The 14652-nt window shown below is 49.7% G+C and carries 15 protein-coding genes; all 15 read left to right on the forward strand.

Annotated features, from left to right (window positions below; genetic code table 11):
- Positions 1-79 precede the first annotated feature (79 nt).
- Positions 80-367: a hypothetical protein gene (locus FJQ58_RS15505; RefSeq protein ID WP_139994966.1), complete on the forward strand. Its 288-nt coding sequence runs from the start codon at positions 80-82 to the stop codon at positions 365-367.
- A 160-nt stretch (positions 368-527) separates the two neighbouring features.
- Positions 528-1283, forward strand: a complete 756-nt coding sequence (locus FJQ58_RS15510; RefSeq protein WP_139994968.1) for a YveK family protein — start codon at positions 528-530, stop codon at positions 1281-1283.
- Entirely contained in the window at positions 1264-1956 is a 693-nt protein-coding gene (locus FJQ58_RS15515) for a CpsD/CapB family tyrosine-protein kinase (RefSeq protein ID WP_139994970.1), read from the forward strand. Before FJQ58_RS15510 ends, FJQ58_RS15515 begins: the two co-directional genes overlap by 20 nt.
- Before the next feature lie 195 nt (positions 1957-2151).
- Positions 2152-3057 carry a UTP--glucose-1-phosphate uridylyltransferase GalU gene (gene galU / locus FJQ58_RS15520; protein ID WP_139994972.1) on the forward strand — a complete coding sequence of 302 codons (906 nt, stop codon included), beginning with the start codon at positions 2152-2154 and terminating at the stop codon, positions 3055-3057.
- Positions 3057-3743, forward strand: coding sequence for a sugar transferase (locus FJQ58_RS15525; protein WP_139994974.1), 687 nt, complete (start codon positions 3057-3059; stop codon positions 3741-3743). The genes galU and FJQ58_RS15525 overlap by 1 nt, the downstream gene beginning before the upstream one ends.
- 64 nt (positions 3744-3807) lie before the next feature.
- A complete protein-coding gene (locus FJQ58_RS15530; protein ID WP_139994976.1) occupies positions 3808-4923 on the forward strand; it encodes a glycosyltransferase family 4 protein in 1116 nt (371 codons plus the stop codon).
- 19 nt (positions 4924-4942) lie between these two features.
- A complete protein-coding gene (locus tag FJQ58_RS15535) occupies positions 4943-6337 on the forward strand; it encodes a hypothetical protein (protein ID WP_139994978.1) in 1395 nt (464 codons plus the stop codon).
- The gene (locus FJQ58_RS15540) at positions 6334-7503 is read left to right on the forward strand and encodes a glycosyltransferase family 4 protein (RefSeq protein ID WP_139994980.1); all 1170 of its coding nucleotides are present in this window, start codon (positions 6334-6336) and stop codon (positions 7501-7503) included. Before FJQ58_RS15535 ends, FJQ58_RS15540 begins: the two co-directional genes overlap by 4 nt.
- The gene (locus tag FJQ58_RS15545) at positions 7504-8655 is read left to right on the forward strand and encodes a glycosyltransferase (RefSeq protein ID WP_139994982.1); all 1152 of its coding nucleotides are present in this window, start codon (positions 7504-7506) and stop codon (positions 8653-8655) included. It abuts the gene before it with no gap.
- On the forward strand, positions 8630-9202 hold the full coding sequence (locus FJQ58_RS15550; RefSeq protein WP_139994984.1) for a DapH/DapD/GlmU-related protein: 573 nt from the start codon (positions 8630-8632) through the stop codon (positions 9200-9202). The genes FJQ58_RS15545 and FJQ58_RS15550 overlap by 26 nt, the downstream gene beginning before the upstream one ends.
- 46 nt (positions 9203-9248) lie before the next feature.
- A complete protein-coding gene (locus FJQ58_RS15555; protein ID WP_139994986.1) occupies positions 9249-10280 on the forward strand; it encodes a glycosyltransferase family 4 protein in 1032 nt (343 codons plus the stop codon).
- 3 nt (positions 10281-10283) lie between these two features.
- Positions 10284-11183: a glycosyltransferase gene (locus FJQ58_RS15560; protein WP_139994988.1), complete on the forward strand. Its 900-nt coding sequence runs from the start codon at positions 10284-10286 to the stop codon at positions 11181-11183.
- Between the two features lie 9 nt (positions 11184-11192).
- Complete coding sequence (locus FJQ58_RS15565; RefSeq protein WP_139994990.1) at positions 11193-12545, forward strand: lipopolysaccharide biosynthesis protein; 1353 nt, start codon at positions 11193-11195, stop codon at positions 12543-12545.
- Between the two features lies 1 nt (position 12546).
- Complete coding sequence (locus FJQ58_RS15570) at positions 12547-13494, forward strand: polysaccharide pyruvyl transferase family protein (RefSeq protein ID WP_139994992.1); 948 nt, start codon at positions 12547-12549, stop codon at positions 13492-13494.
- An 834-nt stretch (positions 13495-14328) separates the two neighbouring features.
- A complete protein-coding gene (locus FJQ58_RS15575; RefSeq protein ID WP_139994994.1) occupies positions 14329-14568 on the forward strand; it encodes a hypothetical protein in 240 nt (79 codons plus the stop codon).
- Positions 14569-14652: the final 84 nt, after the last annotated feature.

Genomic DNA, 14652 nt, shown 5'->3' on the forward strand with positions numbered 1-14652 from the left:
ATACTAGAGTGCAACGAGAGAGTACGATGGTTCCAGGATTCAAAGTGAAAACTCAAGCTGATGAATGGAGGTTTCAAAGATGAACATTTCAAATCAGGAGCAGAAGCGAATCAGGCTGAAGCAATTTTTGAAAATACTATCCGAGGATCCTTCTCTATTACAGCAAACCGGCGAAACTGAAACACGATCGCTTCCTGAGCTCCTTATGGCGACCGGTTACCGGTATTGCAATGAGCCCTTAGATATGGCCGAGTTAATGTCGCAACTGCTTGGCAAGCTGGGCTTGACCCCTTGTTCCGCGCAAATGATGGAGTTTATCATGAATGGCGGAACCGTGGATGATTTTATGAATACAGCCAAATCATAGGTTCCGTCCTTGTCATTGGTATGCTCGCAAGGGATATTCCTAACCATAATCAATGCCCAAAAGGTCGCGTTTTGAATAATTAATAAATTTTAATATTCATTTAGAACAACTTTTGCGACCTGCAAGGACAGATGACATTACAAGTAACGGAGGAAATCATTTGGAATTAAAACAGTATTGGCTCATCGTAAAAAGAAGGCTATTGATGATTGTTCTATTAATTACCGTCAGCTGTCTAACCATAGGCATTTACTCCAGCTATTTCATCAAACCACAGTATGAAGCATCCGCGAAATTAATCGTCAACCAATATAAGGACAGCAGCTCACTGCTGCCAAGCATCGATGTTGGGGCGATCAACTCTACGATCGGACTTATAAAAACCTATAAAGAAATTTTGCGAACGCCACGAATGATGAAGAAGGTCGTTAAGCAGTATCCGGACCTAGGCGTCACCTACAGCGAGCTTATCGGAAAGGTAAGCGTTAGCTCCGTAAATGAAACGCAGGTCATGTCCATTTCGGTAAGGGATGATTCGTATGAGCAGGCGGCACTGATTGCCAATGCGATTGCGATCGTTTTTCAAAAATCGGTTCCTGATCTGATGAAGGTGGATAACGTTTCTGTCCTCGATCAGGCCGATCCAAAGGAAAGCCATGGGCCAGTTGCGCCGAATGCCAAAATGAACATCGCCGTAACCTTCATGCTCGCTTTGATGGTAGGAGTAGGGATTTCCTTCCTGCTTGATTACTTGGATGACACCGTGAAGACAGAGGAAGACATCGAAGCGCTGCTTGAGGTGCCAGTACTGACGTCGATTCCCAAGTTTGAGGAACGCGACTCTATGGAGCGAAGCAGCAATGCTCCATTAACGAAGATAGCTGGGAGGGAACAAAATGTCTCGCTTGATTCCTAAATGGAACCTGATTACGGAGCTGAATCCGAAATCGCCGATATCCGAGGGCTACCGCATGCTGCGGACCAATATCGAGTTCTCTACGATCAATCAGAAGCTGCAAATCATAATGGTTACCTCGTCCAAGCCAAGCGAGGGCAAAAGCACGACCTGTGCGAATATGGCAGTTGCGTTTGCTCAGGCCAACAAAAAGGTACTGCTGATCGATGCAGATTTGCGCAAGCCGTCGCAGCATCATATTTTCGGCAAATCGAATCGGAGCGGCTTGACGACAGCCTTATTAAACCAATTGGACCTGAGGGATATTATTCAGTTCACGAATACGGAAAACCTCTCGATTATTCAAGCCGGACCTACGCCGCCCAATCCATCCGAGCTGCTCTCGTCTGATCCGATGGCGCTGCTTCTAAAGCGGGCGCGAGAACAGTTCGATGTCATCATCGTAGATACTCCGCCGATCATGTCGGTGACCGATGCCCAGATTGTTGCCACACAGAGTGACGGGGTCGTGCTCGTCATCGATTCGGGCAAGGTGAAGAAGGATGTTGTACTGAAGGCAAAAGCGTCGCTGGACCATGTGAAAGCAAGGCTTATCGGCGTTGTACTGAACAAAATCAACCGAAATCATTCAGATATCTATTCCTACTATTACGGAGAGAAAAACGACGCTTAGGCGTCCAGCTCTTGCCGCTGAAAGCATCGGATAGATTAGGTAATGTCTCCTGCACCTCTATCACCGGAGGCACTCGGTCATGCTGTGGGTCAGCCGACCTTAGACGTTAATCGTCAAGGGTGTGACGTGAGGAGGGGTTAGATGCCCCTTATAAAAATAGATACAACCAAAATATATAGGATAGGGTGAAGTCAGATGAAAACAGTGAGAAAAGCCATTATCCCCGCCGCTGGACTCGGTACACGGTTTTTGCCAGCAACGAAAGCGATGCCCAAAGAGATGCTTCCAATCGTCGACAAGCCTACTATTCAATACATTGTGGAAGAAGCGATTGAATCGGGCGTTGAGGATATCATCGTCGTAACAGGAAAAGGGAAGCGGGCGATTGAGGATCATTTCGATATCGCGTTTGAGCTGGAGCACATTTTAGAGGAAAAAGGCAAGCTCGACATTTTGGAAAAAGTAAGAAAGTCATCCAATGTCAATCTTCATTATATCAGGCAAAAAGAAGCTAAAGGGCTTGGCCACGCGGTATGGTGCGCCAGAAACTTTATCGGCGATGAGCCGTTTGCCGTATTGCTTGGCGATGACATCGTCGAAGCGGAGGTTCCTTGCACGCGGCAATTGATCGAGCAATATGAGAAAACCGGCCGTTCCGTCATTGGCGTTCAGACGGTTGGCGTAGATCAGACGCATCGGTACGGAATCGTAGATCCGGGACAGCGGCTGGATAATTTATATGAGGTGAACCGCTTCGTGGAGAAGCCGCCGCAAGGCCAAGCGCCTTCCAATCTGGCCATTATGGGCAGATACGTGCTGACGCCGGAAATCTTCGAATATTTGGGCCGGCATGAGCGCGGCGCGGGCGGAGAAATCCAGCTGACGGATGCGATACAGAAGCTCAACGTCGATCAAGGCGTATATGCTTTTGATTTCCAAGGCGTCCGTTACGATGTCGGCGAGCAGCTTGGGTTTATTATGACGACGCTTGATTTTGCGCTTCGCAACAATGAGCTTAAGCATAAGCTGATGTCCGAGCTGGAAGAATTAATGGAGCGCGAGCTTGCCAAACGGCTATTGGTCGGAAGAGGTGAGAGATAATGACGCCTCCACAATATCAGGATGAAGCGGTAATTGGCGTATCGGATTATTATTCGGCACGCGGCGAGCGTAAAGAGCTTAGCATGTATTCCATTATGAAGCGCACGATCGATATTACGGGCTCGCTGTTTGGCTTGTTTCTCCTCAGCCCGCTGTTTGTTGTCATCGCCATCCTCATTAAGTGGGAGGACCCGAAAGGATCTGTTTTCTTCTATCAAACGAGGATTGGCAAGGACGAGAAGCCGTTTCGGATGTACAAGTTTCGCTCCATGCTTACGGGAGCGGAAGACAAGCTGAAGGAACTGCTTGATAAGAATGAGATCAGCGGCGCGATGTTCAAGATGAAGGATGATCCGCGCATTACAAAGATCGGCAAGCTGATTCGCAAGACGAGCATCGATGAGCTGCCGCAGCTGCTGAACGTGCTGAGAGGCGAAATGTCGCTGGTCGGCCCAAGGCCACCGCTTCAGCGGGAAGTAGCCGAGTATACGGAGTACGACAAGCAGCGCTTGTCCGTTACGCCGGGCTGCACGGGCTTGTGGCAGGTGAGCGGCCGAAACAATCTTTGTTTCAAGCAAATGGTTGAGCTGGACATCACCTATATCGAGAAGAGATGCATCTGGTTCGATATCAAAATTATGTTCCGGACGGTTAAAGCGCTCGCCGGCTCGCAAGACGCTTTTTAAATGCGGAAAGTTCATGCTTACGAAGATAGTTTTGCTCCGCAAAACTTTAGGAGTTGATAAAAAAATGGCAAGAGTCCTGCATATTTCGGAATTTACCAAGGGCGGCATCGAAACCCATCTGAACGAAGTGCTGAGCTATCAATCGGGCAGACATGATATTTATCTTATGGCTTCCGAGCAGAACTCTCGTCCGGATACGCTGCAAATTAGCGGGGAACGCCTTCAGCTTTATCCTTACAAGAGGAAGCCGGCCTATTTCATCAAGGCAATCAAAGCGATACAGCGCAAGGTGAACGAGCTTCAACCGGATATCGTCCATGTCCACGGCACGTTCGCAGGAGTTTTCCTGCGGACGTTGTTTTTTTTCAAGAGCCGCCGGCCCGTCGTTATTTATAATGCGCATGGCTGGGCGTTCTTGATGGATACGAAGCCGTGGAAACAGCGCGCCTTTGCTTTCGTGGAGAAGGTGCTGGCGGTGCGTACCGATTACATCATCAACATCTCGCAGCATGAATACGACAGGGCGATGCATTACGGGCTTCCGGCCAAAAAGTCAGGCGTCGTCTATAATGGCGTATCCGATACGCTGCCATCCAGCGGCGCTCCCTTTGCTACTGAGTCAGACAAAATCAATTTGTTGTACGTCGGGCGCTTTGACCGCCAGAAGGGGTTTGATCTGCTGCTTGAGGTGTTCAATGAGCATAAGTTTGAAAATGTTCAATTATATCTTGTCGGCGATACGGTCCTCGAGGAGGTTAGCTACGTTTTTCCGGAAAATACGGTAAAGATTGGCTGGGTCGACAACTCCGAGATCGATCGTTACATGAGAGCTTGCGATGCAGTCATTATCCCGTCGCGCTGGGAAGGCTTCGGCATTGTCGCCATTGAGGCGCTGCGCAATATGAAGCCGGTCATCGCGAGCAACCGCGGCGCACTGCCGGAAATTATCCGGCATGGCTTGAACGGTTATATTTTCGATTTTGAGAAGAAGCAGGAGCTGGCCGATATTATCAAGCAGCTGGACAAGCCAACGCTTGCGGCGATGGGGCAGGCCGGACTTGCTATTTTTCAGGAGAAGTTCCACTCGAGCCAAATGAACAGCCAAATCGAGCGGCTATATGAGGAAGCCCTCCAGAAGAGGAGCGATTCTTATTCGGCAGCAATCAAAAAATATGTCTAGCCTAGCAGGGCTGGAAGCCATGAACCTAAACCAGCCGATCCGTCCGGTCACATGGGCAGCTGCGGGGAAAAAAGCGAAGACCGCGGACAAGGAGCAAATTTTTTTAGCCTTGTATCTTAGTTTGCTTCTGATCTTGACCATGTATCAGGATTTTCCGCTGGTCAACATGATCGGAGAGATCGGGCGCACGCCAATTATCCTGATGCTGCCTGTATTCGTTTTTTGCGAAATTGCGCTGCTGGCCAAGCATAAACGGGTCATGCATGGCTCGATGCTTCAAAAGTATATTTTCGGCTTTATTCTCTATTTAAGCTTGGTCACAATTTTTTATTTGCTCGTTCAATTTCTGCAAGGAAGCTACAGCTTCGGCTCGGAGAGCCTGCTTGGCAAAGGCATCAAGGTATTGATTTATTTTGTGCTTATTCTGCTTTACATCCGGCATATGCAGCTGGTGTTCGCCAATATCAAAAGCTTTAAAGTGTTGTACGGCTGCTTTTTGGCCGTAATCACGCTGCTGCTCGCTATTATGATTCTTGAGCTGGCGAGCATGCCCAATGCCTTTACGTATTTGCATTCGGGGAGCCACCCCTACTGGCGCGTAAGGATGCTGACCTCGGAGAGCAGTACGACGGGCTCGATCGTCGTTGTTTATTCTGCGATCCTCGTGTATTTAACCAAATATTTGAACGGTTTTGCCAGGACGCTGACGATCGTATATGCATCAGGGTTCTTTTTGTTTTATTTGTTCATTACCGGCTCCAAAGGCTTTATGATCATCTGCTTGCTTACGCTGGTCGTAACGATGATCAAATTTCTTGATTTCCGCAAGAAGAAAAACTTTATATTGCTTATTTCCGTCGTTCTGGCCATGTACATGTTCATCACCAATTTTTCTGCAGGGCTGGTCAGCTCGTTCAGCAATGACATCGAAAACTACACATCTTCCTACACGCGAATGGGTACGATCATTATTTCGCTGATTACCGTCTTCCATAATCCGCTAGGGGTTGGCACGGGAGCCTATCTCATGTATTTCGATAAATATGTGAATGACTCGATCAGCATGATGTCGCATTTCTATTACAACGTATTTGGCATTAGCCAAATTAATGCGGGGGAGCTGTTGCAATATTCGGGCTCGGATAAAAACCTAGGCGTCAAATCGGGCTTTTTCCAGTGGGTGATGTTCGGCGGGCTGGTTGCCGTCGCGTTCTTCTACCTGATGGCTAAGAATCTGATCATTAAGGTGAAATCCAGCTCCATTTTATTCTTGGCATTAATCTTTATCTTGTTTTCTATGCTTCTTGTTTCATTGGAGATTAAATACGAAGTTTGGCTGTTGTTTGCCTTCATTAGTCTCTTTCTTGGCAAGAACGAAATGAACCAATCCAATAGGCCGGGGGTAACCAAATGAGAATGCTAGTCGTATGCAGTGATTTTCCGTATCCCGCCGACCATGGCGGAAGAGTCGACACCTGGGGCCGCATCAAGGTGCTGGCTGAGCTCGGCTGGAAGCTGCATTTGCTTGTTTGCGGGAAGCAGCAGCCTTCTAAGGAAGAAATGGACGCCGTGTATGAATACGTAGAGGTGATCACGCTCTGCGACAGGCGGAGCAAGCTGGCGGATCTGATTCACGCCGCACCGATGCAGGTTCGCTCGCGCAGCAGCCTGCAAAATGTCGAGCTGGCAGGCGATTATGATTACGTGCTGCTTGAAGGCGATTATGTGTATCCGGTCTTGCAAAATCCGAAGATCAAGCATGACACGGTCATCCTGCGGGTGCACAACGATGAAGCGGTCTATTTCAAGGCGCTGGCGCGCAGCACCAAGAACGTCGCCCACAAAATGTACTATCACATGGAGAGCAGCAAATTTGCGGCGCTGCAGAAAAAGATGCTGGAGAAGGTCGACAAGTATCTGTTCATCTCCAGCAAGGAGTTCGAAACCTTCCGGAAGCAGAATCCTTCAGCCAAAAGCTTGTTTCTGCCTCCGCCGGTGACGAAAGGAACCTTCGAGGCGAGCGATTTTCAGAGCAAGCATGTCGTGTTTATCGGCTCGCTGTTTATGCCGAATAACCGAGAGGCAATTCAGTGGTATCTCGCGCATATTCATCCGCTGATGCTGAAGGAGCCGGGCTACAAGTTCATCGTGGCCGGCAATAGCAGGAAGCAGAGCCTTAGCTGGATGGATGCTTATGATTTGACCAATGTGATCGTGCATGATACGCCGAAAACACTTGATGACATCTACAAGAGCGGTTATTTGTTCGTGAACCCGATGCAGAACGGCGCGGGCGTCAAGCTAAAGACGATTGAAGCGATCCAGAACGGCTTGCCTGTCATCTCGACCTCGATAGGTTACGAGGGGACGGGGCTAGTGGACAATCAGCATATTATGGTCGCTGACCGGCCGGAGCAATTTTACGGGAAAATCAAGCAGCTGTTCGATAACCCGCAGGCAGCAAGAGCGCTGCTCGAAGCGTCGCAAAACTTCCTGCGCACCCATTACAACCATAAAGAGGTGCTGCGTGAATATATGCAGTCCTTGAATGCCAGTTACCCAGTAAAGCAGGTGCTCTAGATGACCAATCGGAAAATTAACGTTTTGTTTGTTACCCATGCGGACAAGAAAGGCGGCGCGGAGCAAAGTCTCATCCATCTGATCAATTATTTGGACAAGACGAAATATCGGGTCTTCTTGCTTAGTCCCGGCGATGCCGCCTATTTGGATGAGATCCGTGCGGACTACACCCATTTCCCGCTGCAGCTTCAGAGCATTAAGAAGAAGTTTGGGCTTGGCTATATACAGACGGTAATGAAGATCAAATCGTTTGTCAGCAAAAATAAAATCGATATCGTCCATGCCAATGGCTGGCGGGCGCCATGGTATACCGCACCGCTGAAGCTGCTCGCGAGGAGCAAGCTGATTTGGCATCATCGCGATTTTACGCATCTGCGCATGTTCAACCAGGTGCTGCCGCGGTTTTTTGACCAAGTGATCTGTATCTCGCATTTTGTGGCGAATTCGATTCAGGGCAGCAACAAAACGATTATTTATAACGGAGTTGATCCGGAGCTGGCGCTGACAGCGAAGAGTCGCTCCTTTATGGAGGACGGGACGCTGGTCATCGGCACATTCGGCCGGATTGTGGAATGGAAGAGATATGACCTTATGATCGAGGCCGTGAAGAAGCTGGCCGACAGCAACCGGATGAACTGGAAGCTGCTTATTGTGGGAGACGCCTCGGTAGACGGCTCGGATGAGTACTATAACACGATGATCGAGAACGTGCTCTCTTACGGGCTGGAGCATCATGTGGTGTTCTACGGCTACAGCAAGAAGCCGCTTGACGTCATGAAGGAATGCGATTTGACGATCAACTTCTCGCTCAATGAACCCTTCGGGCGGGTGATCATCGAATCGATGCTCGTCCAAACGCCCGTAATTGTCGCAGATTCCGGCGGGGCACCCGAAATTATTCATGAGACGAGAGGCGGCTTTATCGTCAAGGACGGCGATGTCGAGGAGCTTTACCAGACGATTCAGCGCGTATATGACAATCAAGTGAATTATGAAGAAATGTCGAGCCGCGGGTATGAGAGCGTCATGAAGGATTTTAACATGAGCACGATTGCCAGGAAGGTGGAGAACACCTACCGGATGCTGCTCACACCAAGCTTGAAAGCGGAAGCGGCGGGAGGCAAAGATGAGTACCTCATACAGTCAGATTAGCTTCGGCAAGGTGCTTGCCGTCTTGAAGGGGGCCGCTGTGCTGCCGATCAAGACGAGCGCGGTCGGGCGGCTTGGGCGCATATCAGGCAAGCTTTCGGTACGCAACAAGGGCCGGTTCTATGTGGGCAGAAACGTTTCGTTTCATGCGAAGCCGCTGCCCTCATCCATTTCGGTCGAGAAGCAGGCGGAGCTGTGGGTAGGCGATAATGTATTTTTTAATTATGGCCTCGACATCGGCTGCACGACTTCGATCCGAATCGGAAGCAATACGATCATCGGGCCAATGGTCAATATTATCGACACGAATTTTCATCCGGTCGATATGGATGACCGCTCGCAGGGCAAACGCATCGTGATCTCCGATAATGTCTGGATCGGGCGCGGAGCCGTCATTTTGCCGGGCGTAACGATTGGCGCCAATTCGGTCATTGCGGCAGGCAGCGTCGTGACGCGGGATATTCCGGCCAACGTGCTGGCGGGCGGAACGCCTGCCAAGGTGATTCGCGAGCTGCGAGTCGCGGAGGAATGGATTCGCAGATACAACTAATGGGTCAAGCAGCAATGATTCTGGCAAGGCTAGGGAGCGTAGGGCGATGAAAGTATGGATGTGGCCAAAATCAAGCGAATTGAACTTTTACAATGATTTGCTCACGAATTCGCTGAGCGGCGCAGGAATAGAAGTAAAGGATTTAAAGCATGGCAAGCTGCTGCTGCAGGTCGGCGGGGCGAGAGCGGGAGACATCGTCCATATTCACTGGATGCATCACGCTTATCAGAACAGCAATCTGCTGGTGTTTATTGTGAAGTCGATCCTGTTTATTATGACGATGCTGTATTTGAAAGTACGACGCGTGCAGCTAGTATGGACGATTCATAATCTTTACCCGCATCAGGTGAAATATAAACGGCTGGAGCGCTTCATGCGGACCGTTATTTGCAAATTTTGCAGCAAGCTGCTCGTGGCTTCGGAATCGATCAAGCGCAAGGTTATCGCTGAGTTTGACGTTCCGGCTAGCAAGCTGTTTGTCGTCAAGCACGGTCATTACCTTGGGGTATATAAATCCAAAGGGGTCGATTGCAGAAAGGCCTATGGGATAGACGCGGATGCGGATATTTATTTGTTCCTCGGAGCGATTAAAGCTTACAAGGGCGTTGAGGATTTGATCGAGGCTTTTAATGCCATGAAGACAAGGCAGTCCTATTTGATCATTGCGGGCAAGGCGGATAAGCAGATGGAGGCTTATTTAAAGCGAGTCGAGGATAAGGAAAATATTATTTTGGATCTTCGCTTTATACCGAATGAGGATGTGGCCGATCTCATCAACGCAGTTGATGTAATGGTTATGCCGTATAAGGAAATTACAACCTCGGGCTCGGCGATACTTGGCCTCTCGTTTAGGAAGCTGATCGTCATGCCGGACAATGAATTTATCGACGAATATTTCAAGGAGGACATGGTCGTACGGTACAACCCGAACGATTATAACGGCCTTGAGAACGCGATGAAATCGGCGTTGAACGTGAAGCGGGAGCAAAGGACGCCTCCGTATGAAGAGGTGCTGAAGGAACTCGAATGGAGCGCGATTGCGCAGAAGATCAAAAACGTTTACCAAGGATGGGGATGAAGGATGAAAGTATCGGTAGCCATCTGCACCCATAACCGGGCCAAGGATACGGGAGAAGCAATAGAGAGCGTACTCGCGCAAGACTTTGCGCAGGATCAAATCGAAATCGTCGTCATCGACAACCGGTCGACGGATAATACCGCCGACGTCGTTGGCGCCCAAGTGACGATTCACGGCTCAAGGGTGCGTTATATTTTGGAGAACAAGCTTGGCTTATCCGTAGCGAGAAACCGGGCGATCCGGGAGGCAAAGGGCGAATTCATCCTGTTTCTGGACGATGATGCGCTCGCTTCCCGTCAATGGGTGAAGCAAATCGTGGAAGTCTTCGAGAGCGATCCAGCCATCGGCTGCGTAGGTGGAAGAATCGATCCGATCTGGGAAGCCGCCGAGCCGGATTGGATTCCCGAGGAGCACCGCTCGGTGTTTACCATTCTTGATTATTCGGATGCGGTGAAGGAAATGCCGGCGCCTGCGATTCCTTACGGGGCGAACGTGGCCTTCCGGGCAAGCGTCTTCAATCGCTACAAGCCTTTCCGCGAAGATCTCGGCCGGGTGGGAACAAACCTGCTGTCGAGCGAGGAGAGCGAGCTGATCGCAAGGATCAGGGAGAGCTACAAGGTGTACTATACTCCGTTTGCTCCGGTTCAGCATAAGATTGCCAAGGAACGGACGACCAAGAAATGGTTTTTGAAACGGATCTTTTGGCAGGGCGTCAGCGACGCGGTCAAGCGGCAGGATCGAAGCCTATTTGCTATCGTGAAGCATGTGATTCGGATGGTACAGGCGATTGGAACGTCGCTGCTGACGATTTTTAATTTCAAGCGATTTATTCGCCAGGTTGTGAAAATATGTTACCGCAACGGATCGCTGGTCGGCATCCTGCGTTATAACAGTAGGGGTTGACGGACAGCTATGGCACAGCTCGCTATTCATAAAGCGTGGAGGGGCAACGGCCTCGTTCAAACGATTATGCGCACGAGCGCAACGAATCTTCTTGTCATGGTCATCAGCACGCTGACCTCGATCGTCACGGCTCGCATGTTCGGCGTCGTCGGAAAAGGCGAGTTTTCGGCAATTTTATTTTGGCCGACGCTGCTTGCGGGGCTTGTCGGGTTTGGCCTGCCGACCTCGCTTATCTACAACATGAAGCAGAACAAGGGCAGCGGCAGCGATTTTGTGAGAGCGGGCTTTCTTTTTCAAATTCCGGTCAGCATCATCGTCGGCGTCGTTTCTTGGACGTGGCTGCCCGTCTGGCTGGGAAATTATCCGCCGGATATCGTTCAAATCGCCAGATGGTACACGGTGCTGATGCTGCCGATTTTGCTTGCCATTAATTTAATTTCGGCCCTTGCGCAGAGCACGGGCCGATTTGGCGTCTACAACGGCGTGCGCTTATGCGTTCCCTTATGCAACCTGCTCGGGCTGATGGGACTCTGGGCGGTAGGCGATTTAAGCCTGCATAATGCCTCTCTCGTTTTCCTTGTCACCAGCGTGCTCGTCATTGGCTGGTCCTTATACAGCATAAGGGATGCGCTTCGCATGAACTGGCTGAAGGGACTCGGCAACAGGGTCGCGGCCAAAGCGCTGTTCGGCTACGGCAGCAAAGTGTTTGGGGTGGAGCTGCTAGGCACGCTGTATTCGCAGTTCGATAAAATCATTATTTTATCCATGCTTACCGCAAGGGAGCTGGGGTTATATACGGTCGTTTACGCGTTATCCCGCGTCTTCAACGTCGTGCAAATGGCGATAACGAATGTCGTTTTTCCGAAGGTTACCGGGATGGAGAAGTCAGCGATTATTGCTACGGTAGGCCGGGCCTTCCGGTTATCGATGCTGCTTATGACGATCGTCGTTATTCCGAGCATGTTCATCGGGCGGTTCCTGATGGGCATTCTGTTCGGGGCGCCATTCCTTGAAGCAAGCGGTGCGTTCTACTTGCTGTCGATTGAATGCATTCTCGGCGGCGGCTCTTGGATTCTCGCTTCATCGTTTAATGCGATGGGCAGGCCGGGACTGGTGCTGATGCGCCAGCTCATTGCTTTGGCCGCCACGATCGGCCTGTTTTTCATCTTCACGCCGCTGTATGGACTGAACGGGATCGCGCTTGCGTTATTGATAGGCGCAGTTATCCGTTTGGTCGTAACGATGGCGTCGATGCGGATTATTTTCCACGTGAGCCTGAAGGGCATGCTGTTTGATAAAAATGATTTCCGGTTTCTGATTAAACGCTTGAAAGCCAAAAAACAACGTAAAGGAGCGCGCTGATATGCTAGTGGAATCGAACGTACACCCGATGGAGGGCTTGAAGAAGCAGCTGCTCCAAATTTTGAAGGTGATCCCGCCAGGCTCAAGCATTTATTATATCGATTATCCCGTGTACAACAACGGCGGCGATCTGCTGATCATGAAGGGGGCGGAGGCGTTCTTCAAAGATAATCATATCCGCGTGACGGCGCGTTACAGCGTTCTTGATTTTCCGGACAAGCTGAGCATCCCGAAGGATCAGGTGATCGTTCTGCAGGGCGGCGGCAATTTCGGCGATTTGTATCCGGTGCACCAGAAGCTGCGGGAGAAAATCGTCATGGACTATCCGCATCACCGCATCGTGCTGCTGCCGCAAACGATCTTCTTCAAGAGCGAGGCGGAATACGACCGGACGGCACGTATTTTCAACGGGCATAAGGACGTCCACCTCTTCGTGAGGGACACCTTAACCTATAGCGTGGCCGCTCAAAAATTTGATCGTTGCTGCGTCTATTTGTCGCCTGACATGGCTCACCAGCTGTGGCCAATTTTGCCGAAGAGCGCTCCTGGCAAGGAGCTGCTCTGCTTCTTCCGTACCGACATTGAGAAGACGAGCGAGCAGGAAAGCTTCGAGTCGGCGGGGCGCGGGGATTACTTGGACTGGGCCTCTCTGTACAACAAAGTGGAGCGGAAGTCGATTAAGATGATCGGCCAAATGATGACAAAAAGCGGCGTGCCGCTTCCGATGCAGGCGATCTGGGGCAAATATTCCGACTATCTGGTGGACAAAGCGGTCAAGCGCTTTAGCGGCTACCGCGTTGTCCAAACCTCCAGGTTGCACGGACATATCCTATCCTGCCTGATGGACAAGCCGAACACGCTGCTCGACAACTCATACGGCAAAAACTCCAACTACTATAATACCTGGACCAGCAGCATCAAATCGGCCCAGTTAGTGATGAAGAAGTAAGGTTCAGATTAACAAGACGTCATGAACGAATAGGAAAAACTCCCGCTCATGTGCTGGAATGATGCCGAGTAACTTGATTATAGTACCCTTCGAATGAACAGAACTGGCGGAACTGGCAGAACTGGAAAAACTAGCAAAACTAAACGCTTCATCAGCACGAATGGCTGTCATTAAACTACCGCTCCAATTAACAGGAAAACCTCCCGCTAATGAGCCAAAATATTGATAAGTAACCTGATTAGTGGGAAAAACTACCGTTAATTTAGCCGAATTGGCGATTTGAGAGGTAGGTTGGCAGAATTAGCGGGAGAAAATCCCGTTAAGTTAAATAGTTGAATCAAGTTAGACGAATTAACGGGAGCTTTTCCCGTTAAATTACAAGATTCACGTGGCGGCGGTGAGTTTGGTAATGTGCAGACTAATGCTATTTGGCACCGTCAGTTGCAGCAATTGGCGTGGTACAAACAAGCGTAGCAGTAACGTTAATAGCATCCTTAGCAAGAACAGAGCATGCAGAACTAGCAGAACTAGCAGAACTAGCAAAACTAAACGCATCATCAGCACGCATGGCTGTCATTCAACTACTGCTCCAATTAACAGGAAAACCTCCCGCTAATGAGCCTAAATAATGATAAGTAACCTGATTAGTGGGAAAAACTACCGTTAATTTAGCCGAATTGGCGATTTGAGAGGTAGGTTGGCAGAATTAGCGGGAGAAATTCCCGTTAAGTTAAATAGTTGAATCGAGTTAGTCGAATTAACGGGAGCTTTTCCCGTTAAATTACAAGATTCACGTGGCGGCGGTGAGTTTGGTAATGTGCAGACTAATGCTATTTGGTACCGTCAGTTGCTGCAATTGGCGTGGTACAAACAAGCGTAGCAGTAACGTTAATAGCATCCTTAGCAAGAACAGAGCAAGCAGAGCAAGCAGAACTAGCAGAACTAGCAGAGCATGCAGAACTGGCACAACTAGCTAAACTGGCAAAACTAAACGCATCATCAGCACGAATTGCTGCAATTAAACTAACGCTCCAATTAACAGGAAAACCTCCCGCTAATGAACCGAAATATTGATAAGTAACCTGATTAGTGGGAAAAACTACCGTTAATTTAGCCGAATTGGCGATTTGAGAGGTAGGTTGGCAGAATTAGCGGGAG

The organism is Paenibacillus paridis, assembly GCF_006345825.1.
In the GTDB taxonomy this organism is placed as follows: domain Bacteria; phylum Bacillota; class Bacilli; order Paenibacillales; family Paenibacillaceae; genus Pristimantibacillus; species Pristimantibacillus paridis.